The following is a 21,013-nucleotide window of genomic DNA, read 5'->3' on the forward strand; positions in this document are numbered from 1 at the left end:
GACGCCACGACCATCGAGAAGGTCATCGCCGAGATCGCCGTCTCCCGGCTCACCGAGCGGGGCGCCACCCGCGCCGACGACAAGATGTCCGAGGCGGCCATGGAAGACCGCAAGCGCGAAGGGTACTTCTAGCCATGACGATCATCGCGGAACAGAGCCCGGAGCTGAGCGCCGGGCCCACGGAGACGACGCTGCTGCGACTGGCGACGGCGGGATCGGTGGACGACGGCAAGTCGACCCTCGTCGGACGCCTCCTGCACGACTCCAAGTCGGTCCTGTCCGACCAGCTGGAGTCCATCTCCCGGACCGGCACCCCGGACCTGGCCCTCCTCACGGACGGCCTGCGCGCCGAGCGCGAGCAGGGCATCACCATCGACGTCGCCTACCGCTACTTCGCCACCCCGCGCCGCCGCTTCATCCTCGCCGACACCCCCGGCCACGTGCAGTACACCCGGAACATGGTCACCGGCGCCTCCACCGCCGAACTGACGATCATCCTCGTCGACGCGCGCAACGGCGTCGTCGAACAGACCCGCCGGCACGCCGCCATCGCCGCACTCCTGCGCGTGCCGCACGTCGTCCTCGCCGTCAACAAGATGGACCTCGTCGACTACCAGGAGAGCGTCTTCGCGGCGATCACCGACGAGTTCACCGCCTGCGCACGCGGCCTGGACATCCCGGCGGTGACGGCGATCCCCATCTCCGCCCTCGCGGGCGACAACGTCGTGGAACCCTCGGCGAACCTGGACTGGTACGCGGGCCCCACCGTCCTCGAACACCTGGAGACGGTACGGGTCGCACCCGACCCCCACCACGACCCGGCCCGGCTGCCCGTGCAGTACGTCATCCGCCCGCAGACCCCCGAACGACCCGACTTCCGCGCCTACGCGGGGAAGATCACCTCCGGGGTGCTGCGCGTGGGCGACGAGGTGACCGTGCTGCCGGCCGGACTGACCAGCACCGTCACGGGCATCGACATCCTCGGGGTGGAGGCCGAGCAGGCGCGGTCACCGCAGTCCGTCGCGGTGAGCCTGAGCGACGCGGTGGACGTGGCGCGCGGCGACATCATCGCGCCGACCGCCGAACTGCCTTCCCTCACCCGGCAGTTCGAGGCGACGGTGTGCCATGTCGCGGACCAGCCGCTGCGCGAGGGCGACCGGGTCCTGGTCAAACACACCACCCGTACGGTGCGCGCCGTCGTCCGCGAGATCCGGTCACGGCTCTCCCTCGCCGACCTGTCCCAGGACGAGGAGGCCGGCGAACTCACGGCGAACGACATCGGCCGCATCCTCGTCCGCACCGCCGAGGACCTCCCGCTCGACGACTACAACACCTGCCCGGGAACGGGATCGTTCCTGCTGATCGACCCGGCCGACGGCACCACGCTCTCGGCGGGGATCGCGGGGGCCGCGGAACCGGCGGAGCACTGAACACCGCGCACCGCGGGACGGGACCCAGCCGGGCGACCGTCACCGGGCGAGCCCGTGAGAGACCCGGCCGGCCGGCCGCCACCCGTGGGAACCCCCCCCACGGATGGCGGCGCCCGCGCACGATCACTCCGTGTCGGTTACGCGATCATGGGAAGGAGTGTGGATACACGACACACGACCGGCGACCGGGGGAGGCGACATGAGCGAGCTACGCGGACGCGACTGGACGCGCATGACACCCGACGACTTCGACCGGGACGCCGAGCTGCGCCCGGACGCCGCGGTCGACGCGACCGCCGTACCCGCCGTCCCCGACGAACTCGGCACGCCACCGCTGTTCGGCGGCGAGGACACCCGCACCTCGCAGCGCGGACCAGAACACGACACGGCGGCCCCCGCCGGCCAGGGCGCCCTCTTCTAGACGACAAGGACCTGCGCGCCCCGCGCAGGGGCACGCCAGAAGGCACCCCGGAGAACACATACGCGAGTACGTCCTACCTCGACGACATCACGTATCGATGTGGCGAAGCGTTGAGCTGACGGGGGCAAGCCCGGTGGACAGCCACGTCGTTACGGAACCCGGTGCGTTGTTTGTAGCTGTTCTGTGGTGTCTGGGACAACCCGTGGCCCCCGGCATCCGCGCGTGTTGCGATAGAGGACCACGGTGCCAGGTGAGCGGGAGCACCGCGCAGAGGACCTACGGGGGATGCACATGCGCAAGAGCAGGACAGGTGCGATGCTGGCCACCGCCGCGATCGCCGTCGCCGTGGTGGGAGCCGGGGCGCCGTCCGCCGAGGCGGCCGGCGGGTGCTGGCAGAGCGGCGGACGCTGGTGGTGCAACAACGTGTCGGGGGCGCCCGTCTACGGCACGATGGGCGCGAGCACGCAGTACCCCGACCCCGACGTGATCGTCGGCCACATGTACTCCAACCCCAGTTGGTTCGACTGCAAGATGGACGATCAGGCATGGGTGGGCGGACCGCACCCGAGGCGCTGGGAGTTCACCAAGGCGGACAACGGCCAGTGGGGCTGGATGAAGGACACAGCGATCTCCAGCGAGACGAACCCGCTGCCCAACTGCTGAGCGGTGACTGCTCGCTCCGCTCGGACACAAGCAGTCCGGGCCCTGTCGCACATACCGATGAATCTGGGGAGCAATCTTGCGTTCCACTCTGAAGATCGGGGCCCTCGCGGCCGTCCTCGGCCTGGCGCTGACGAGCCAGGCGGCCGCCGCGGCGGACGGTTCCGGGTACCGGCCGATGTCCCATTCCCAGTGCGACGCCGCTGTGGACGTGGTCTGTGGCTGGAGCAGTATCGGCTACGCAGACAACACCTACGCGTGGCGATACTCCACCGGCAACACGGGCGGACCCGTCCGCTCCATCTGGAACAAACGAGGATCGTGGGTGGTGGTGTACTCCGGCACGAACTACACGGGTGACCGGTACACGGTCAACGCGGGCGCTTCGGTGCCCGTGCTGCCGTTCAACGCGCACTCGATCGCCACCAGCGGCTGATCATCCGCTTTCCCGGCCGGTCGTGTGGTCTGTGGCCCGCCCGCCCAGACCGCCGCGTTGTGCGGCTGGATGAGTGGCAGGGCTCGATGCGTAGGCATAGATCTCGCACGGTGACGGTCCCTCAACGGCCGAGCACCTCGCCGCCATTGACCTGCACGATCTGGCCGGTGACATGGCCTCCGCCGGGGGACGCCAGCCACAGCAGGGTGGACGCGATGTCGTCGGGGGAGCCGGCGCGGCCGGTCGGGATGGCATCGACCCGGCGCCGGTACTCCTGCTCGGACATCGAAGGACCGAAGAACTCGGTGTCCTCGATGTACCCCGGCGCCACCGCGTTCACGGTGATCCCGCGCGGCCCGAGCGCCTTGGCCAGGTCGTACGTGTAGGGGTGCAGGGCCGCCTTGGCGCCACCGTAGGCCCCCGTGCCCGAACCACGCAGCGCGGCGATGGACGACAGGAAGAGGATCCGGCCGCCGGGCGCCGTCAGATGATCGCGCAGCGCCTCGGTGAGCAGGACGGACGTGAGGGTGTTGATGCGGAAGCTGTCGTTCCAGGCGTGGGCGACGGCGTCGAGCGGGTCACCGCCGGACGGGTCCCCGTGCGGCGCGGGCCGGGCGCGCCCGCCCGCGCTGTGTACGAGGACGTCGACGCGTCCGTCGAACGCGTCGAGCGCGAAGTCGGCCGTCCCCCGCGCCCCTTGGACCGTGGCGAGATCGGCCGCGTACATCAGACCGCCGGGCACCCCCGCCGTCGCCAGCACCTCGGCCCTGCGTCCGACGATCAGCACCGCGTCGCCGTGCGCGGCGAACGCCTGCGCGGCCGCGCGCCCGATCCCCGTACCGCCACCGGTGACGATCACATTGCGTGCCATGCCCTCGACCGTAGGGCATCGAGCACGCGAGCCGTACCAGGGGACCAACGGCGCGGGCTGACCGCGGACTTACGCTCCCGGGCGAAACTGACGGTAGCGGGGGCTGACCCCACCTTTGATCAACCGGGCAGCCGGATGGCCGGGCGACGCCATGTCGGCGACCGTGGGACTGTCCCCGGCAAGTCGCCTACAGAGAAGGCAGGATCGTGCGCGTTGTCACGGCCACTGCCGCCGCGCTGGCCCTCGTCGGCCAAGCCGCGCCGGCCGCCACCGCCCACCAGTCCACCACCGACGGAATCTGGCGCATGGACGGCTACGGCACAGTCCTGTCCATCCGGAACGGAACCCTCCAGGAGTACCAGACCACCGCCGTCAGCTGTCTCAAGGGCGATGCCGCGCGGCGGACCGGCCCCGGCACCTACACCATGCCCGACGGCACTGTCCTCACCTTGCGCCCCCACGGAGGCCGCGACCGCAGGTCCATGCGGACGGACAGCTCCGTCGGCGACCGGAACCTGCGCCGGACCTCGCATCTGCCCCACGCCTGCACGGGCCCGGCCCCGAAGGGACCGCTCGCCGCCTTCGACGTCTTCTGGCAGTCCTTCGAGGAGAACTACCCCTTCTTTTCTGCCAAAGGCATCGACTGGCACGCCGTACGCGACCGATACCGCCCCAAGGTGCACGCCGGGACGACGAGGAAGGAGCTCTACGCCGTCTTCAGCGAGATGGTCAAGCCGCTCCACGACGCCCACGTCGCCGTCCAGGACGGCGATCAGGTCTTCGCGCAGATTCGCCCCGGCACCGTCGTACCCACCGAGGAGTTGGACACCGAGGTCAAGAAATTCATCCTGAAGCGCGACCTCACAAACGCACGGAACCTCCAGGACTTCGCCAACGGGCGGATCACCTACGCCGACCTCCCCGGCGGGCAGGGCTATCTGCGGATCTCCGGCTTCGGCGGATACGCGGGCGACGGCGCCCCCTACGCCGCCCAGCTGGCCGAGCTCGACAGGGCACTGGACACGGTCCTCAGCCAGGAGCGCACCCAGAGCCTGAAGGGCCTGATCATCGACCTGCGGATCAACGGCGGCGGTTCCGACGCCCTGGGGATCCACATCGCCGAGCGCCTCACCCACACCCCCTACCTCGCCTACTCCAAGCGGGCACGCAACGATCCCGCCGACCCCACCCGGCACACCCGCCCGCAGCCCGCGTACGTCACGCCCGCCCAGGGCCCCCGCTACACCGGGCCGGTCGCCGTACTGACCGGCGGATCGACCGTCAGCGCGGGAGAGACCTTCACCCAGGCCCTCATGGACCGGCCCGGCAAGACGGTCCGGATCGGGCAGCCCACACAGGGCGTCTTCTCGGACGTCATGTCGCGCAAGCTCCCCAACCGCATGTCGGCCTGGCTCCCGAACGAGGAGTTCCTGACCCGCTCGGGCAGGACCTTCGACGGCACGGGCATTCCGCCGCACCTCACGGAGCCGGTCTTCACGAAGGCCGAGTTCGACAAGAAGAGGGACTCGGCCTTCGACCGGGCGCTGAACGTCCTGCGCAACGACGGCAGTGCCACGGGCTGAACGCAGGAAGAAGCGGCCTGGGAACGACCCGCTGGAGACCACGGAGTGCCCACGTGCGCTCACGTCGCCGGAATGCTCAGGAAAGGACCCTGAAGCTGTCGAACTCGCCGCGGCAGGCCTCGCCCTTGCCGACGGCGAGGTACGTTCCCTGGCAAGAACCCAGCTGTCGGTCCGGGTCGTGTGGTCTGCACTCAAAGCGTTGTTCCGGCGGCGCGGAGTTGACCCCGGACGACCATGCACCGCCTACAGCCGCCGCAAGAGCGCCGTCGAACCTGCTCAGCCCCGATCAGTGCGGCGCCTGGCACAACCAGTGGGATGCTGATCAGGGCGCACCGGGGCAGGTGGGTTTCCCGGCCCGGCGCGCCCTGCACGGATCAGACGGCCGACCCCACCGGCGCCAACTTGATGCTGAAGTGGCGCAGGATCGGCGACTGGCCCGTGACCCGGTAGCCGCCTACCGACTCGGGGTTCTTCGCGATGTCCGCCAGGGTGGCGGCGACATGGTCGTAGTGGCTGCGGGTGTAGACCCGGCGGGGGAGCGCGAGCCGAACGAGCTCGTACGGGGCCGTCTTGACGGTGTTGCCCTGCTCGTCCTCTTCCCCGAGGTACAGCGTGCCCAGCTCCGCCGAGCGGATGCCGCCGCGCAGGTAGAGCTCCACCATCAGCGCGGTGCCGGGGTACTGGTGGGGAGGGATGTGGGGCAGCAGCCGCCCGGCGTTGAGGTACAGGGCGTGGAGGCCTGAAGGTTCCACGATGTCGACCCCGGCCTCGCGGATGCGCGCGGCGAGGTAGGCGGCTATGTCGGCGCGTTCGGCGAGGTAGGCCGGCTCGGTGACTTCGAGGAGGCCGCGGGCCATCATGTCCAGGGCGCTGCCGGCCAGGCCGCCGTAGGTGGTGTGGCCCTCGGTGGCGATGGTCAGGGCCCCGCACCGTTCGGCGAGTTCGGCGTCCTTCAGGCCGATGAACCCGCCGATGTGGACGATGCCGTCCTTCTTCGCGCTCATGACGCAGCCGTCGGCGAGACGGAACGCCTCCTCGGCCACCTGGCGCGGGGTGCGGTCGGCGTAGCCGGACTCGCGCCGGGTCACCAGCCAGGCGTTCTCCGCGAACCGCGCCGCGTCCAGGATCATCGGCACGTGGTGGCGGCGGCACAGCTCGGCGGTCCGGTGCAGGTTCTCCATGCTGACCGGCTGGCCGCCGCCGCCGTTGTTCGTGATGGTCATCACCACGGCGCCCACGGGCGCCTGGTCCACGTTCTCCAGCGCCTCTTCCAGCGCGACCAGGTCGATGTTGCCCTTGAACGGGTAGTCGCTGTCGAGGTCCTTCGCCTCGGTACACGGCAGGTCGTAAGCCGTGCAGCGGGTGAGTTCGACGTTGGCGCGAGTGGTGTCGAAGTGCGTGTTGGACAGCACGCGGTCGCCGGGCTTCAGCAGCGCGGAGAACAGGATGCGCTCGGCGGCGCGGCCCTGGTGCGAGGGCAGGATGTGCGGGTAGCCGGTGAGTTCGGAGACGACCTTGTGCCACCGGTGGAAGCTGCGGCTGCCGGCGTAGGACTCGTCGCCCTGCATGCCGGCGGCCTGCTGGGCCGTGGAGATGGCGCCGGTTCCGGAGTCGCTCAGCAGGTCGATGGTGACCTCGTCGGCCCGCAGCTCGAAGGGGTTGTAGGCGACCCGCTCCATGGCGGCCCGGCGCTGCTGCGGGGTGGTGAACGCGAGAGGTTCTACGACCTTGATGCGGTAGGGCTCCACGTGACTTCCTTCTGTGCGGTGTACGGGCTGACGTGGCCGACGGGCTGGTGCCCGGGATCCAGGACGCTGTGGTTGCGCTGAGCGGGCATCCAGGTGCCCCGCGGGTACTGCTCCTGCGGTGGCCGAACGCGGTAGGCCTCGGAGGACAGGTAGGCGGTGAGCCGGGGCGGCCGGCCCCGCTCATACACCAGAGCCAGATAGGCGATCAGCCCCACACCGTCGGCGAGCGGGCGCTGTGTGAGCGCTCCCAGGCTTCGGTTCAAAAGCGTGGGGTCGATGCCGACCCGGGTCAGCAGGGCTGTCGCGCGGGCGAGGGCTTCCTCGTCGTCGCGCACGTAGTCACGGACAGGGATGTGGAGCGTGAAGCCGCTCGGGGTGCTGTCGCCCTCGGTGAAGGAGTGGCAGGTGAGCGCGGGCCGCCGCACCAGCCTCAGGGTGTCGTCCCCGCCGCTCCCGGGCGGCGCGAAGGAGCCCGCGGCCGCGTGGAAGAAGGCGCGGACGTCGAGCGCCGCGGCGTCAGCGGTGCGGCTGAGTGCGCAGGCGTCCTCGGCCGACATGCGCGGGTGTCGCACGTAGACCTTGACCCGGGGGGACTTCCAGGCGCCCAGGTCCAGCGCGAGGAACGGGTAGCCGGCCGCCGCCGGGGGCAGCTGCTCGAAGGCCTGGTCGTAGCCGAGCCGACGCAGTGCCTCCCGCACGGTGCGGGCCGCGTGTTCCGGCCCGCCGGCGGAGGGGTTGAGGTAGACCTTGACCCCGGGGACCCCTCCGGCGCGCAGGTCGAGCGCGTACCACAGGGCCAGGGGGCCCTGGGCGCCTGCGGGGAAGAACAGGTCGGCGAGGGTGTCGAGCTGGTCGGTGGAGAAGCCCCAGCGGGCGGCCATCGCGCGAATGGCCTCAAGCCCGGCGCGGCCGCTGTCGCCCATGTCGGCGTGGGCCCACCCGGGCTCCACGAGTACGCGCAGTGCCGGGGCGGCGTCGGGGGTGCTGGCAAGGGAGAACTCGACGGGGGTGTGGTCGTCGCTCAGGAAAGTGGGCGAGGCGGGGGGCTGGGACAACGGCCGCCGGGCGGCGCCGGTGAGGGAACCGAGCACGACCTGTCCGTACTCCTCGGTGTCCGCTTCGCTCAACCCCACCACGGCGCCCAGGCGCCGCAGTTGGCCGAGTACGTGATCGCCGAGCGTCGTCTCACCGGGGCCGGCCGCCGGTATGCCGGGGCCCGGCCGGGAGGTCATCGCGTGCCTCGCACGAGGGCGGCGGGTATTCGGTCCTGCGCGTTATCAGGGTCGCCGCCCCCGTAGGGGTTCCGTCTGCTGTGTGCCATGCGTCGTTGGCCCGGCCGGTCGCCGGTGGAACGGGGCGCGGAGGTGCTGAGGTCCACTGCCTCTCCTTCAACTTGTGTCACTCCAGACACTCCGCGCCGTCCTACCCAGGAAGTTGATCTTTCATGCAGACTACATCAACTGCCTGTGTCACATGCGTCACAGGGGGTGCGGGCTACTGGCCCGTCAGCCACCTCATGAAGTTGCTCCAGCGCCCAGGCCTGCCGGTGGACTGCGGCGCCGCGGGCGCGGGTGCGGGCGAGACAGGGAGCGCCTGGTCGCGGGAGACGGCCGTCGGCTCGGGCGCGGCCGCAGGGCGCGGGGTGACAGCGCTGAAGCGGACCGGCAGCGAGGCCAGGGCCCGGTTGAAGGGGCCGGGCCGCCAGGCGAGGCTGCTTGCGGGGACGGCGAGTTCGACGTCGGGCAGGGCGTTGAACAAGGTCTCCAGGCCGGTCAGGGCGATCAGCCGGGCCGGTTCCTTGGACGGGCAGGCGTGCGGGCCTGCGCTCCAGGCGAGGTGACCGCGTGTGTCGGCACCCCGGTCGGCGAGCGCCGTGTTGGCGGCGCCGAAGGACACCAGGCACAGCTCACCCGCGCGGACCTTGTCGCCGGCCACGTCCGTATCGGCGACCGGGTAGTGGGGCGCGTAGTTGGACATGGGCGCGTTGCGCCACAGGGTGTCGTCCACGGCCTTGTCGAACTGGCCGAGCCGCGCGAACTCCTCGTTGGTCAGCATCGTGTAGAAACTGTTGCCGATGAGGTTGCCCTCCGGCTCGCCGCCCGCGCCGAGGAGCAGCACCAGCGTGTGCGCCAGCTCTTCGTCGCTCAGCTGCGCCGGGTGCTGCATCAGGTACGACGTGATGTCCTCCCCGGGGCGGGAGCGCTTGAGCGCCACCAGCTCGCTGACCGCGCCGAGCAGGACCTGGCTGGCCTGTTCGGCGTTGACGCCGTCGAACATCCCGGAGATGCCGAACAGCACCCGGTCGCCGATCTCCGGCGGGCAGCCGAACAGCTCGTTGAACACATACAGCGGGAGCTGCTGCGCGTAGTCCCTGAGCAGGTCCGCGCTGCCGCGTGCACTGAACTGGTTGATCAGGAACTGGGCGGCCTGGGAGACGATCCGGGCCAGCCGCTTGTTGCTGACGCGGGCGAAGGAGTCGGTGATGGCCTGCCGCAGCCGCACATGCTCGGCGCCGTCCGTGAACATCGCGTTCGGCCGGTAGGCGAGCAGTGGCAGGACCGGGCTGTCGGGGCTGACGCGGCCCTCGGCCAGGGCACGCCAGCGACGGGAGTCCTTGCGGAAATTCGCCGAATCCTGGAGGAGATCCAGGGCCGCGTTGTAATCGGTCACCAGCGTCGCCTCCACACCGGGGGCGATGGTGACCTGCGCGGTGGGACCGAGCTCGCGCATGTAGCGGTAGTACGCGTGCGGGTTGGCCGCGAACTCCGGTGAGTCGAGGGGTATGCGCTGCCCGCTGCCGTGTGCGGGGCAGCCGGGCGGAGGTACAGAGGGGGTTGTCATGCGTGCTCCAGTTCGGCGCGCTCTTGCAGATAGCGGACCAAAGTGATCAGGGCGTCGACGGACGACTTCTCGTCGCGCGCGTCGATGGTGACGACGGGGGTGTCAGGCAGTAGATCAAGTGCTTCCCGGACCTCTTCCGGGGTGTGGACCGTACCGCCGTCGAAAGCGTTGATGGCCACGGCGAAGTCGAGGCCGTAGGACTCGACCAGGTCCATGACCTCGAAGGAGTTGGCCAAGCGCTCAGGGTCCACCAGGACCAGGGCGCCCAGCGCACCGCGGGCCATGTCGTCCCAGAGGTTGACGAAGCGCTGCTGCCCGGGGGAGCCGAACAGATACAGGACGATGCGCTCGCTGAGGGTCAGCCGGCCGAAGTCCAGGGCGACGGTGGTGGTCGTCTTTCCCTGGACTCCGTCGAGGTCGTCGACGCGCTCCGAGAGCGTCGTCATCTGCTCCTCGGTGGACAGCGGCGTGATCTCGGACAGGGAGCTGATCAGAGTGGTCTTGCCGACGGCGAAGTGCCCGACGACCAGGACTTTCACCGCAGTCTGGTGTGCGCCGCTGCGCACGTAGGCGTCCTCAGACAGAGAGAGCCTTGAGGCCATCGAGCACCTCCTGAAGCAGAGCCTTGTTGGCGAGACGGGCCGAGGGCACCGGCGCCCGGGTCACGAGATAGCCCCCCTCGGCGAGGGAACTGAGCAGCACCTTCACGACACCCAGCGGCAGTTGCGAGTGCGCGGCGATCTCAGCGACCGAGAGGTAGCCACTGGAGCACATCTCCAGAATCTGCTGCTCTTCGGGTGAGAGCCGCTGGGGGCGCTGCTGCTCGTCGGTGGCCGCCGTGACGAGGGTGATGAGAGCGAACGCGCCCTCATCGGGCAGGTCACGGCCACGGGTGATGACGTAGGGACGGACTAATTCTCCGGCCTCGGACACGAACTCGGGCTCGGCGGCGTCTGTCATGAGGTGACCGTGTCGCTGCGCAGACCGGTCGACATCGCCTTGCCCAGCCGGCTGACCAACTGCTGCATCCGGTACGTGATGTCCTGCATGTCGACCTCGACCGACGCCGCCACGGCGAGGTAGCTGCCACCGCCCGCGGCGTTCAGGAAGACCCAGCCCCCCTCGAACTCGATGAGCGTCTGGCGCCAGTTCGCACCCTCGTCACCACAGAAGAAGCTGACGGACCGGCTGAGCGACTGCAATCCGCTGACGGCAGCGGCCACCTTGTCGGCGTCGTCCCGGCCGATCTCGGCGGTTCGGGACATCTGGAGGCCGTCGGCAGAGATCAGGACCGCGGCGAGGGCATGGGGAATCTGCAGCGCGTCCTCGAGCATCCAGGACAGGTCGTCGCTCACGGGGCATACCCTTCGTGTGAATCGGCAGTGGTATCACGAGCACCTTCGGCGGCCGGTACCCCCGCACCTCGGCCGCTTAGAGTGCCGCGCTGAAAGGCGCCCATGGCCGCCACCCGTGCCTCTGCCGACCGGGCCGGCGGCGCGGTCGCCGCTTCGTCTCGCCGGCTGTCGTTCTGCACAAGTGCCATGGCGCGCTTGTTCCGTCGCTGGGGCAGGCCGCCCGGTGTCGTCGCAGGGGCCGAACCGCCCCTTACGGCACCGGCAGCCACCTCCTGCGTGGTGGTGGGCTTCTTGGGCTCCGGCATGTCGGTCAGCAGCTCCTTCGGCACCCGCACCACGGCGCGGACGCCGCCGTAGGGAGAGGTGCTGTCGATGGTGACTGTGAACCCGAACCTGGCGCACAGGGCACCGATCACCGCGAATCCGAATGCGGGAGGGTTGCCGAGTTCGGCGACGCTCACCGCGGACCCGCTGGACAGCAGAGCGGTGGCGTGCGCCCTTTCCTCCTCGCTCATGCCCACACCGGCGTCGTCGATCACGATGACGATGCCGGTGGGCACGGGACGCACCTCGACATCGACCGTGGTGGACGGGTCGGAGTAGCTGGTCGCGTTGTCCAACAGCTCGGCCACCGTCAGCGCGATCGGCTCGACGGCGCGGCTGGTCACCCCGAAGTCGACCCGCGAGGCGATGTCGACGCGCTGGTAGTGCCGGATACGCCCCTGGGCTCCGCGGATCACGTCATGGACGGCCGCGGCCTCCCGCTGCCGGCCCAGCCACCCCCCGCACAGCACGGCGATGGACTGCGCACGCCGGTTGAACTGGGAGTTCATGTGGTCGATGTCCAGCATGTCCCGCAACACGGCGGAGTCGCCGTACTTCTTCTGCAACCCCGAGATGGCCCGCTGCTGCTCCGCGGCGAGACCCTGCAGGGTCCGCATGGCGGACTTCAGCACGGTGTTGGTGGCGTCCTCCGCCTCTTCCTTCGCCTGGCGGACCACCTCGTCATAGCCGCTGCGTAGCTCGGCGACGTCGACCTGCAGAGCAGAGACGTTTCCCTGCGACCGGGTCAACTCACCCTCGAGCCCCTGCTTCTCTCCTCGCAGCGCCCTGATCGTATTTCGCTGGCGCGTGATTACCCAGATGGCGACAGCGACGCCGACGACGAGCGCCCAAACTGCCGGATTCTGCCAAAAATTCGTCATGTGACTCTCTTTGAGCGGCTGGAGTCCAGCTCTCGGAATCTGTCCAAGCGGACCCCCGGCCGTGGGCATACCTCACCGCCCGGAGAGCCCCCCTGGCTGTATCCATGCCGAGGCGAAAGCTCACGTGGCATGTGCACGGGAGCGTATCACCGGAAGATCATGACGCTCTGTCAAGTCCGCCACGCCGGTGCCACGTTGGCGGAAAACGCATGTCCATGACAGTGGAGAGACCGTGGTGCCCGGGTGAAGGTCCGTAGCGCCGGACCGCTCCCGGGACCGCCGGAGCCGACGGCATCTGGGTCTTTGCAGCTAAGCAACGCGCGCTGTCCTACGGCCCGTTGACGTGGAGGGCAAAGACGGACAGGGACCCACCGGACGACGAGGCGCCCCGCAGCAGGGGTGGCCGGTTCTCGCGTGGGCCGGGGACAGCGGGACCCGGGCCCGGCCCAGGACTAGGGAAAGTAACAGCATTCTGGTGCCCCGGGGACTGGGCGAAAGGCACCCTGCCGGACGGGAAGCTCGGCCCGGTCCTGTCACCGCGGGGCGGCCGACGACTGCATCGGCGTGCGGTGACCGCTCTGCCGCCCGATTCCCGGCACAGGCCCGTGCAAGTGCCACGATCGTGCTGGCGGGCCTGGCCACCGTGGGCCTGGCCGTCGCGCTCTGCTCCGGGCCTGACGCGCCGCAGAGACGCGGTCCGGACATGAAGGAGTTCTGCCTGGAGGGGGGAGACCAGCCAGGGCCGTAGAGGTAGGGGCACGCGAAAGGCGGTCACCTTCCGGCGAAGGCCCCATGGAGCTTCAGCCTGACCGGCTTCGTCTTCTACTCTTCGTCGAGGGTGACGGGCTGTCGTGGTTCGGCAGCGGCACCACCGTGCCGTTGTGGGCCGCACCCTCCGCTTCGGAGATGGGCGGATCGCCGGGGCCCAGGGCGGCAGCGACTGGCGCGGACCTGGACGCCGGCCACCTGGCCGCCAGAACGACCGGCGCACCAGCACGGCTGCTCAGCTGTGCGGCGGCACGGCATCCGCACACACCGGGCAGCGGCGCCCACGCTGCAGCGGCATCTGCCAGGCATGCTCCGCCTGGACGGTGAAGGCAGAACGGATCTCATGTGGCGCCGCTCCGGCCTGCGGGTCGAAGGCGTGCGCGACGGCATCGGCAGGCGCCGCGTCGACCTCCTCGACCAGGCCGCCGGCGTCATTCGTCTCCATGGCTACGATCCACTGCGTCATACGGACCCCATGCTCGGCCCACCCACTTCTGACACCTGACCCGGCACAGCAACAAAGCCGAACGACCCCCACTCCCCATGCGCGCGCACCCACCCGGCAGGAATTTGCCCGTAATCTCCCGCGGCGATTGGACCGCTCGCGCACACTTCCGGCGTCATATCGTCTCCACATGACCTCCCTGAACGACCTCGCGCTACCGCAGACAACGGCGGCGACGATGGCGCGAGAAGTGGCTTCGGCCTACCAGTCCGCGGCCTTCACCAACCATGGACACCGCGTCCACGCCTGGGCAGCCGCCTACGCCCGCCAGCACGACATCACGTACGACAACGAACTCCTCTACATCGCCGCCATGTTCCACGACATCGGCCTGACACCCGACTTCGACAACCACACTCTCTCTTTCGAGGTGGCGGCCGGCCACGTCGCTCACGTCTTCGCGGCCGGCGCCGGCTGGCCACGCCCGCGCCGCGAACGCCTGAGTGAAGTGATCATCAGGCACATGGGACCCACCATGGACGTCGCCGAGGACCCGGAAAGCCACCTGATCTCCCGGGCGGCAGCCGTCGACGTGGTCGGAGCGGGCATCGACGACTTCGGCCTGTCATTCCGCGCCGAGGTGCTGCGTCGATATCCCCGGCTGGGATTCACCGGCGACTTCCTCGCCTGTTTCACGGCCCAGGCCGACCGCAAACCGGACAGCTCCGCCGCCCACGCCATCCGCTCCGACCTCGCCACCAGGATCGCCGCCAACCCCCTCGACACCGCCTGACCGCCGCCCACGGACCGCCGAGCGGCAAACAGTACGAGCAAGAGCCCCCACCCCGCCTATACAGTTCCGCACTTCCTCTGTAAAAAACTCCCGCTGCCATGGGCCTTGATGCCCCAGTAGCACCTCGGCCAGAGTCGGGGCGTGGCGAACACCCCCCATACTTTCGCCGCCAGGCAAGTGTCCCCCCTTTTTCTGTGCTGTGGGCTTGCCTGCTACTGGAAGGAATCAGTGTGCGCATGTCGCGTAAGTACGCCCTTGTGGCGACCGCCGGAATTCTTCTCTCGGTTTCCGCGGTGAGCGGAGCCCAGGCGGCCCAGGACAACCAGGGCGGCGGTGCCTCTCCGCGCTACCAGCCGGCGATGGTACAGGCGCTGGCCGCCTCGCTCGGCGTCAGCGAGGAAACCGCCGTCCGCCGACTGGACCGGCAGTCGGAACAACAGGACAGACTGGCGGGCCTGGCCAAGAGCGGGATATCCACCGACGGCGCGTTCTTCACCTCCGGCGGCAAACTGACCGTCAATACACACAATGCGGCAACAGCCGAGAAGGTGGAGAAAGCGGGCCTGGGCGCGCGCGTGCCCGACCGAGGCCAGGCCGAGCTGGACGCCATCAAGGCGAAGCTGGACGCCTTCGCCGCCAAGAAGGTGCCGACCGGCGTGAACGCGTGGGGTGTCGACCTCGCGACCGACACCGTCACGGTCGAGGTCGCGAACGAGAGCCGGGCCGCCGCCAAAGCGTTCCTGACCGAAGCCGGAAAGTACGGCTCCGCCGTCAAGGTCGTACGCGGCAGCGAGGAGCTCGTTCCGCAGGCGGTGATCTACCCAGGCAGCCGGATGACCTTCAACGGCTACATCTGTTCCGTCGGATACGGCGCCCACGACAGGAGCGGCAAGCAGTACCTGGTCACCGCCGGTCACTGCGTGGAGGACCTGCCCGTCCTCTCCTACGACAACGTCCGCTTCGCCAAGGCCACCCACACCCGGTTCGCGCTGGGCTCCCGCAGCGTGGACATGGGCGTCGCCGCCCTCGACGCGGGCAACTCCCTCGCCACCAGCGTCGGCACCTGGGGCAACAGCAGCCCGGTCGCGGTCCGGGGCAGCCAGCGCGCCGCATCGGGCGCGGCCCTGTGCAAGTCCGGCCAGACCACCGGCTGGACCTGCGGAAAGGTCAGCTCCTACAACGTCAGCGTGACGTACACCGACCAGAACGGCGGCCCCGACACCGTGGTCACCGGCCTCGGCAGCTCCACCGTCTGCACCGAGGGCGGGGACAGCGGCGGCGCCTACATCTCCGGCAACCAAGCCCAGGGCATGACCTCCGGTGGGCCCACCGGCCAGACCTGCACCGGAGGTGTGAACTCCCGCGGCTCCTCCTACTTCCAGCCGCTGGACGACGCGCTCAGCTACTACGGACTGACACTGAACACCAACTGATCCAAGGCCCCCCACCCAGGGACCGCCCACCGGTTACGGTGGGCGGTCCCTCCGGCATGCGGCCCGGCCCAGCCACCCGTCACGGACCCGCGTTCGCGCAGAAAGACACCATGCCGAGCGACCTGAACCACGCGCACTCCGCACACAGTGCGCCCGAGACGAACTTCGCCTTCACGCTGCGGGATGCCCTGCGCCGCCGCGGACTGCCCCTGGAACGCATCTGCGACCGCCTCCAGGAACAGGGCATCACCGTGAGCGTGGCCACGCTCAGCCACTGGCAGCGGGGCCGCAGCCAACCCGAACGCACGAAGTCGCTGCAAGCCGTCGACGCCCTGGAGCCGTTGCTCGGACTCCGCCCGGGCGCCTTGCGTTCCCTGCTGGGACCGCACCGGCCCCGCGGACGCTCCCTGCCCCACGACCCCGCCGCCGCCCGCTGCGTCTACGGTGACGCGTCCGACCTCGAACAAGCCCTCGGGGAAGCGTTCGCGCACTTCAACACCGACACACACCTGTTGATGAGCCACGAGACGGTGACCCTGGACGCACACCGCGCCATCCGCGAGACAGCCGTGACCAGCGTCGTACGCGCCGTCGCGAACGGAGCCCGACACCTCACCGTCGTGCACTTCCTGGACGCGTTGCCCCTCGAAGACGTGGACATCGTCGTGCACAACGGGGAGATGACCGGCCGCACACTCCTGCCGGAGCTGCGCAGTGTCGTCGCCGACATCTCCTTCGGCCGACCGCTGGCCCGTAACGAGACCGCGGTGGTCGAGTACACCCTGCGCACCGGGCCCACCTCCGCGCTCTCGCACTCCCACGAACGCCGGATCCGCGACCCGCTCAAGGCCTACCTGCTGCACGTACGGTTCCACCCGCTCGCGCTGCCCACGCGCTGTCACTACTCCTACCGGGAACGACTCGGCGTGGAACCACGCCAACGCCACCGCGTGGAACTGGACACCTCCCACACCGCCCACCTCCTCCCCGCCAAGTGCCCGCCGGGGGTGTACGGACTCGAGTGGGAGTGGGAGTGACCGCGAGGAGACCCAGTCGAGCACCTTTCGGACTGGGCCGCATGGATCGACGAAGCTTCCCCGGGCCCATGAAGGTGTGACACGCCAACGACAACACGACGGGTGGACCGGACCGGAGCCGCAGGAGCGAGATCTTGTGACCGGCCAGCCCCTGCGGGAGTTCATTCCACGGGGCGGTCAAAGGCGGAGCAGCCGACGGGCGTTGCCAGAGGCGACCTTCTGCTTGTCGACATCCGGGAGGCGGGTCCGTTCGAGGGCGGTGACGGCCGCACCTGTCCTCTCGTAGGGGTAGTCGACGGCGAACAGCACGCTGTCCGCGCCGAGCACGTGCACGAGCGCCTCGATCGCGGCCGGGGACAGCACACCGCTGGTCGTGGCGAGCACGTTCGTTCCGAAGTACTCGGACGGCCTGCGCCGCAGCGGGTGCGGCACGGTGAGGGTCGCGTAGCGCGAGTCGAAACGGGAGAGCTGGAAGGGGAGGAACTCGCCGGCGTGCCCGAGGATCATCGTCGCCTCCGGATGCCGGTCGAACACCCCGGACGTGATCACGCGCATGGCGTGTCCGCCGGTGGCGGCCTGCCAGCTCCACATCGCGCCGTCCAGTTCGGGACGGCCGTCGAGGACGCGCCAGCGGTCCGCGGGCGGCATGCCGGGGTGCAGGTACAGCGGCACACCGAGTTCGCTCAGCGCGGCCCAGACCGGGTCGAACACGGGGTCGTCGAGGAACCGGCCCTGGATGTGATCGTTGACGAGCGCCCCCTTGAACCCGAGGCGTCCGACGGCTCGACGCAGCTCCGCGACGGCGGCCGCCGGGTCCTGGAGCGGGAGCGCCGCGAAGGCGGCGAACCGACCGGGGTGGGCGTCGACGATCCCGGCGAGCTGGTCGTTGACGTACTGGGCGTTGTCCACCGCGCGGGCGGGGTCGGCCTCCGCTTCGATGCCCGGGACGGTGAGGGAGAGCACCTGTACGGCGATGCCGTGGGCGTCCATGTCGGGCAGCCGCAGCCGCGTGACGTCGGGCAGCCGGACGGCCATGTCCGCGAGAAAGGCCGGTGCGATGCTGTCCGGCATCGGCGACGGCGACCGCCGGTCCGCCAGGCCCGGGATCGCGATGGCCTCCTCGACGGCGACGTACCCGCGCATCAGACGCGCCCCACCGGGACGAGGACCCCGGCTGCGCGGGTCGGGCGTTCGGCCTCGTCGAGCATCAGCGCCGCGACGGTGGCACGGGAGGCGTGGGGCGGCAGGACGGGCTTCGCGTAGTCCTCCAGCGGGATGTTGCGGCGCCCGACGCTGACGCCGCCGGCCCACAGGTCGGGGGCGTGGAAGACGGTCGCGCCGCTGTCGAGGGCGATCGAGTCCGCGGCGGCCTTCTCCGCCAGCTCCTCGCCGACGAAGGTCTTCATGACCCACTGGTAGATCCCGCCGCCCGCGCCGACGGACGAGCCGGAGCCGAGCGCGCCGAGCCACAGCGTGCGCACCGGGACGTCGGCAAGGACTCGCGCACCGGCGACGAGCGTCCCTGGGCCGTCGCCCTTGCCGATGCCGAGCGCGGAGACCACCACGTCGACGTCCGTCAGATCCGGGAACGCGGCGGGTGCGGTGACGTCGGCCCGACGGATCTCGACGGTCGGCTGCCCGGACACGGCGCGGGTCTCCGGCCGGCGGACCAGCGCGACGACCTGGTGCCCACGCTGAACGGCCTGCTCGACGACGAGGCGACCGACCCTGCCGGTTGCCCCGAGTACGGCGATGCGCATGCTTCCTCCTGAATGACTGAACACCTGTTGGTTATCTAAGTGAACAAGTGTTGGTTACCGCTGTCAAGCAAGAGCATCGGAGACGAGAGAGTTGGAGGCGGGCGCGCGGTCGGCGGTACAGTGAACGACTGTTGCCGAACGCCGGGAGTACGCCTGTGAGCAGTGGAGGAGCCGTCCCCCGCCGACGGAACCCACGAGGACAGGGGCAGGTCCTCAAGGCCGAACTGGTGGAGGCCGCCGCCCGGCTGCTGGCCACACTCGAACGGCCCGAGACGCTCACCCTCCGGCAGGTCGCCCGCGAGGTCGGCGTCGCCCCTGCGAGCATCTACGGACACTTCCCGGACCTCGGCGCGCTCATCCAGCACGTGCTGCGGCTGCGCTACGACGAACTCGCAGCGGTCATGCGCACGGCCGCGGACGACGCCGAGGGGCCCCTGGCCGATCTGGTCGCCCGGTGCGCCGCATACGTGCACTGGGGAGTCGACCACCCCGGGCCGTACCGCACGATCTTCGGCGGCGGCATGCCCGCCGAACTGGTGCCGACGAACGCACACGGTGCGGGAGAGGAACTGCTCGGATCCGTCGTCGTTTCACTGGCCCGCGCCCGGCAGGACCAACTGCAACACCAGGACGATCGCGGCCCCGAGCAGGAATGGCAGGCCGGCCTGCTGCTCTGGACCGCCCTGCACGGCCTGGTCGCGCTGTACAACGCGCACGGCAACATGCCCTGGCCCGACCTCACCGACCTCATCGCGCAGACTCTCGCCCTGCACACTGGAAGCCCCGTCGACGAGATCGTGGAGCTCGCTCGGACGCCCGGCCGCCCAACATGAGCGGCGCACGCCAAAAACTCCGCACCAACTTGATCGACCCCAAGTCGTCATCGTCCAGCTCCGGCGCGTCCGGGTCGCGCAGCGGACGCAGAAACCGGCGGCCGGAAACTACAAGGGCGTAAAGACCGATGCAACGCTCTACACGCCGCACTGTGTCGGCTGGAACATCTAGGAGTCCTGATGCGCTACCGGCGGTTGTTGTCTCTTAGCGCCCTGACCATGGCTTCCTTGCCGCTCGCGGTGGCGTGTTCGCCCGGCCACTCCGATGAGCAACAAAACACCAAGCCGCCGTTGCCCGCCAGCTCCGTCTCGTCCTCTCCCTCCTTTGCCAAGGAAGACCAGACTCCGGTGACAAGTCCGCCAGAGCTCGACCCGGACGAGACCCTGGCCGGCCGACAGGGCGCCACTCACGGTGGTCGCACCATCACGTTCACCAAGGGCGGCAAGAAGGGCAGCGCTCTCATCGTTGCGGTGCGTTGTCAGGGCAGGGGAACGATGAAAGTTGCCGTCAAGCCCGTGACAACCTCCTTCCCCCTTGCCTGTCTCGACGGGGAAGTGACCACAACGTACAACCAGCTTGCTCTGGCAGGAGTACAGAAGGAGGGCACGGTGTCAGTTACCGCGTCCGCCAAGGTGAGGTGGTCGATGACCATCGGACGCGGCGAGCCCCCGGAGGGCGCTGACTAAGCATCCCTCCGCATCTCAGTCTTATTCGCTGGGGTGCGGAGGGATACTTGGCAGGTGGTGCTGCCCGGCCCGGAGCGGGCGTTCGCATTCTCGACGCCTCATCCTGGTTCGCGAAAGTTGAACTAAAACTGATGGGTAGTCAGCCATAAGGCAGAAGTCAAATCCGACCCCGCGCTAGCTGTTGCAAGTCTCAGAAATTCGCGGAGCGAATTTCTTTAGCTCGAATTGCGGAGCAATTCGAGCTGCGGACAACGGAGTTGGCCGACACTGGACGGCGGAGCCAGGCAGCAGTATCTCGCCAAAAGATAAGCTGACGGTACGTCAACTTTGGAAGCGCCGGGACAGGACCCCGGGCTATAGTCAGCCCCCAGTAATTCGCGGAGCGAATTTCTGTAGGCTGAATTGCGGAGCAATTCGAGCCGTGGACAACGGAGTTGGCCGCACTGGACGGCGGAGCCGGCCGTCTTTCCGCCACGTAGTGGCGACGCATGTCTGCGGATGCACCACAGATGCAGTATTTCGCGAAAAGGTAAGCTGACGGTACGTCAGCTTTGTGTAAGGAAGCGTCGGGACAGGACCCCGCGCTGTAGCCAGCTCCCAGTAATTCGCGGAGCCGTCGATCTGGAGACCCGCTACGCCCGCGTCGCCGTCCTCGACCTCGCGGGCACCATCCTCGCCGAGCACACCGGCGACCTCGACATCGGCGA

Annotated in this window: 21 protein-coding genes and 1 pseudogene; 11 read left to right on the forward strand and 11 right to left on the reverse strand. The window is 69.4% G+C overall.

The features are described 5' to 3' along the window. From ABZY33_RS33590 to ABZY33_RS33610, 5 genes and pseudogenes are all read left to right on the forward strand, one after another. Positions 1 to 132: pseudogene (locus ABZY33_RS33590) on the forward strand (sulfate adenylyltransferase small subunit); the annotation flags it as partial. Positions 133 to 134: 2 nt separating this feature from the next. Further along, the gene (locus ABZY33_RS33595) at positions 135 to 1,430 is read left to right on the forward strand and encodes a GTP-binding protein (RefSeq protein WP_356495498.1); all 1,296 of its coding nucleotides are present in this window, start codon (positions 135 to 137) and stop codon (positions 1,428 to 1,430) included. Between the two features lie 199 nt (positions 1,431 to 1,629). Next, positions 1,630 to 1,851: a hypothetical protein gene (locus ABZY33_RS33600; protein ID WP_356495499.1), complete on the forward strand. Its 222-nt coding sequence runs from the start codon at positions 1,630 to 1,632 to the stop codon at positions 1,849 to 1,851. A 285-nt stretch (positions 1,852 to 2,136) separates the two neighbouring features. Further along, a complete protein-coding gene (locus ABZY33_RS33605; RefSeq protein ID WP_356495500.1) occupies positions 2,137 to 2,514 on the forward strand; it encodes a hypothetical protein in 378 nt (125 codons plus the stop codon). 76 nt (positions 2,515 to 2,590) lie between these two features. Further along, positions 2,591 to 2,947 carry a peptidase inhibitor family I36 protein gene (locus tag ABZY33_RS33610; protein ID WP_356495501.1) on the forward strand — a complete coding sequence of 119 codons (357 nt, stop codon included), beginning with the start codon at positions 2,591 to 2,593 and terminating at the stop codon, positions 2,945 to 2,947. A 121-nt stretch (positions 2,948 to 3,068) separates the two neighbouring features. On the opposite strand, the gene ABZY33_RS33615 is transcribed toward ABZY33_RS33610, so the two are convergent. Next, positions 3,069 to 3,818: an SDR family oxidoreductase gene (locus ABZY33_RS33615; protein WP_356495502.1), complete on the reverse strand. Its 750-nt coding sequence runs from the start codon at positions 3,816 to 3,818 to the stop codon at positions 3,069 to 3,071. A gap of 206 nt (positions 3,819 to 4,024) precedes the next feature. Between ABZY33_RS33615 and ABZY33_RS33620 the strand changes: the two genes are divergently transcribed. Beyond that, positions 4,025 to 5,401: a S41 family peptidase gene (locus ABZY33_RS33620; protein WP_356495503.1), complete on the forward strand. Its 1,377-nt coding sequence runs from the start codon at positions 4,025 to 4,027 to the stop codon at positions 5,399 to 5,401. A gap of 374 nt (positions 5,402 to 5,775) precedes the next feature. Here ABZY33_RS33620 and ABZY33_RS33625 read toward each other — a convergent pair whose 3' ends face one another. From ABZY33_RS33625 to ABZY33_RS33660, 8 genes are all read right to left on the reverse strand, one after another. Beyond that, a complete protein-coding gene (locus tag ABZY33_RS33625; RefSeq protein ID WP_356495504.1) occupies positions 5,776 to 7,149 on the reverse strand; it encodes a tryptophanase in 1,374 nt (457 codons plus the stop codon). Beyond that, positions 7,122 to 8,381 carry a tryptophan dimethylallyltransferase family protein gene (locus tag ABZY33_RS33630; RefSeq protein ID WP_356495505.1) on the reverse strand — a complete coding sequence of 420 codons (1,260 nt, stop codon included), beginning with the start codon at positions 8,379 to 8,381 and terminating at the stop codon, positions 7,122 to 7,124. The genes ABZY33_RS33625 and ABZY33_RS33630 overlap by 28 nt, the downstream gene beginning before the upstream one ends. A gap of 262 nt (positions 8,382 to 8,643) precedes the next feature. Then, positions 8,644 to 9,990 (reverse strand): cytochrome P450, encoded by a 1,347-nt coding sequence (locus tag ABZY33_RS33635; RefSeq protein WP_356495506.1) that lies wholly within the window; start codon positions 9,988 to 9,990, stop codon positions 8,644 to 8,646. Continuing rightward, positions 9,987 to 10,592 (reverse strand): ATP/GTP-binding protein, encoded by a 606-nt coding sequence (locus ABZY33_RS33640; RefSeq protein ID WP_356495507.1) that lies wholly within the window; start codon positions 10,590 to 10,592, stop codon positions 9,987 to 9,989. The genes ABZY33_RS33635 and ABZY33_RS33640 overlap by 4 nt, the downstream gene beginning before the upstream one ends. Continuing rightward, the gene (locus ABZY33_RS33645; RefSeq protein ID WP_356495508.1) at positions 10,567 to 10,950 is read right to left on the reverse strand and encodes a DUF742 domain-containing protein; all 384 of its coding nucleotides are present in this window, start codon (positions 10,948 to 10,950) and stop codon (positions 10,567 to 10,569) included. The genes ABZY33_RS33640 and ABZY33_RS33645 overlap by 26 nt, the downstream gene beginning before the upstream one ends. Next, entirely contained in the window at positions 10,947 to 11,345 is a 399-nt protein-coding gene (locus ABZY33_RS33650; protein ID WP_356495509.1) for a roadblock/LC7 domain-containing protein, read from the reverse strand. The genes ABZY33_RS33645 and ABZY33_RS33650 overlap by 4 nt, the downstream gene beginning before the upstream one ends. Next, on the reverse strand, positions 11,342 to 12,550 hold the full coding sequence (locus tag ABZY33_RS33655) for an ATP-binding protein (protein WP_356495510.1): 1,209 nt from the start codon (positions 12,548 to 12,550) through the stop codon (positions 11,342 to 11,344). Before ABZY33_RS33655 ends, ABZY33_RS33650 begins: the two co-directional genes overlap by 4 nt. A 1,003-nt stretch (positions 12,551 to 13,553) precedes the next feature. After that, positions 13,554 to 13,784 (reverse strand): hypothetical protein, encoded by a 231-nt coding sequence (locus ABZY33_RS33660; protein ID WP_356495511.1) that lies wholly within the window; start codon positions 13,782 to 13,784, stop codon positions 13,554 to 13,556. 169 nt (positions 13,785 to 13,953) lie between these two features. On the opposite strand from ABZY33_RS33660, the gene ABZY33_RS33665 reads away from it, so the two are divergent. The 3 genes from ABZY33_RS33665 to ABZY33_RS33675 all read left to right on the forward strand — a co-directional run bounded on the left by ABZY33_RS33665 (position 13,954) and on the right by ABZY33_RS33675 (position 17,026). Then, the gene (locus tag ABZY33_RS33665; protein ID WP_356495512.1) at positions 13,954 to 14,556 is read left to right on the forward strand and encodes an HD domain-containing protein; all 603 of its coding nucleotides are present in this window, start codon (positions 13,954 to 13,956) and stop codon (positions 14,554 to 14,556) included. Positions 14,557 to 14,792: 236 nt separating this feature from the next. After that, positions 14,793 to 15,989 (forward strand): S1 family peptidase, encoded by a 1,197-nt coding sequence (locus ABZY33_RS33670; RefSeq protein WP_356495513.1) that lies wholly within the window; start codon positions 14,793 to 14,795, stop codon positions 15,987 to 15,989. 110 nt (positions 15,990 to 16,099) lie between these two features. Further along, positions 16,100 to 17,026, forward strand: a complete 927-nt coding sequence (locus tag ABZY33_RS33675; protein WP_356495514.1) for a hypothetical protein — start codon at positions 16,100 to 16,102, stop codon at positions 17,024 to 17,026. A gap of 177 nt (positions 17,027 to 17,203) precedes the next feature. On the opposite strand, the gene ABZY33_RS33680 is transcribed toward ABZY33_RS33675, so the two are convergent. Further along, entirely contained in the window at positions 17,204 to 18,169 is a 966-nt protein-coding gene (locus ABZY33_RS33680; RefSeq protein WP_356495515.1) for an amidohydrolase family protein, read from the reverse strand. After that, the gene (locus ABZY33_RS33685; protein ID WP_356495516.1) at positions 18,169 to 18,786 is read right to left on the reverse strand and encodes an NAD(P)H-binding protein; all 618 of its coding nucleotides are present in this window, start codon (positions 18,784 to 18,786) and stop codon (positions 18,169 to 18,171) included. Before ABZY33_RS33685 ends, ABZY33_RS33680 begins: the two co-directional genes overlap by 1 nt. 155 nt (positions 18,787 to 18,941) lie before the next feature. Between ABZY33_RS33685 and ABZY33_RS33690 the strand changes: the two genes are divergently transcribed. Both ABZY33_RS33690 and ABZY33_RS33695 read left to right on the forward strand, forming a co-directional pair. Continuing rightward, positions 18,942 to 19,619 carry a TetR/AcrR family transcriptional regulator gene (locus ABZY33_RS33690; RefSeq protein ID WP_356495517.1) on the forward strand — a complete coding sequence of 226 codons (678 nt, stop codon included), beginning with the start codon at positions 18,942 to 18,944 and terminating at the stop codon, positions 19,617 to 19,619. 180 nt (positions 19,620 to 19,799) lie between these two features. Further along, positions 19,800 to 20,306: a hypothetical protein gene (locus tag ABZY33_RS33695; RefSeq protein ID WP_356495518.1), complete on the forward strand. Its 507-nt coding sequence runs from the start codon at positions 19,800 to 19,802 to the stop codon at positions 20,304 to 20,306. Positions 20,307 to 21,013 lie beyond the last annotated feature (707 nt).

This window comes from Streptomyces sp. NPDC006552 (assembly GCF_040611655.1).
In the GTDB taxonomy this organism is placed as follows: Bacteria; Actinomycetota; Actinomycetes; order Streptomycetales; family Streptomycetaceae; genus Streptomyces.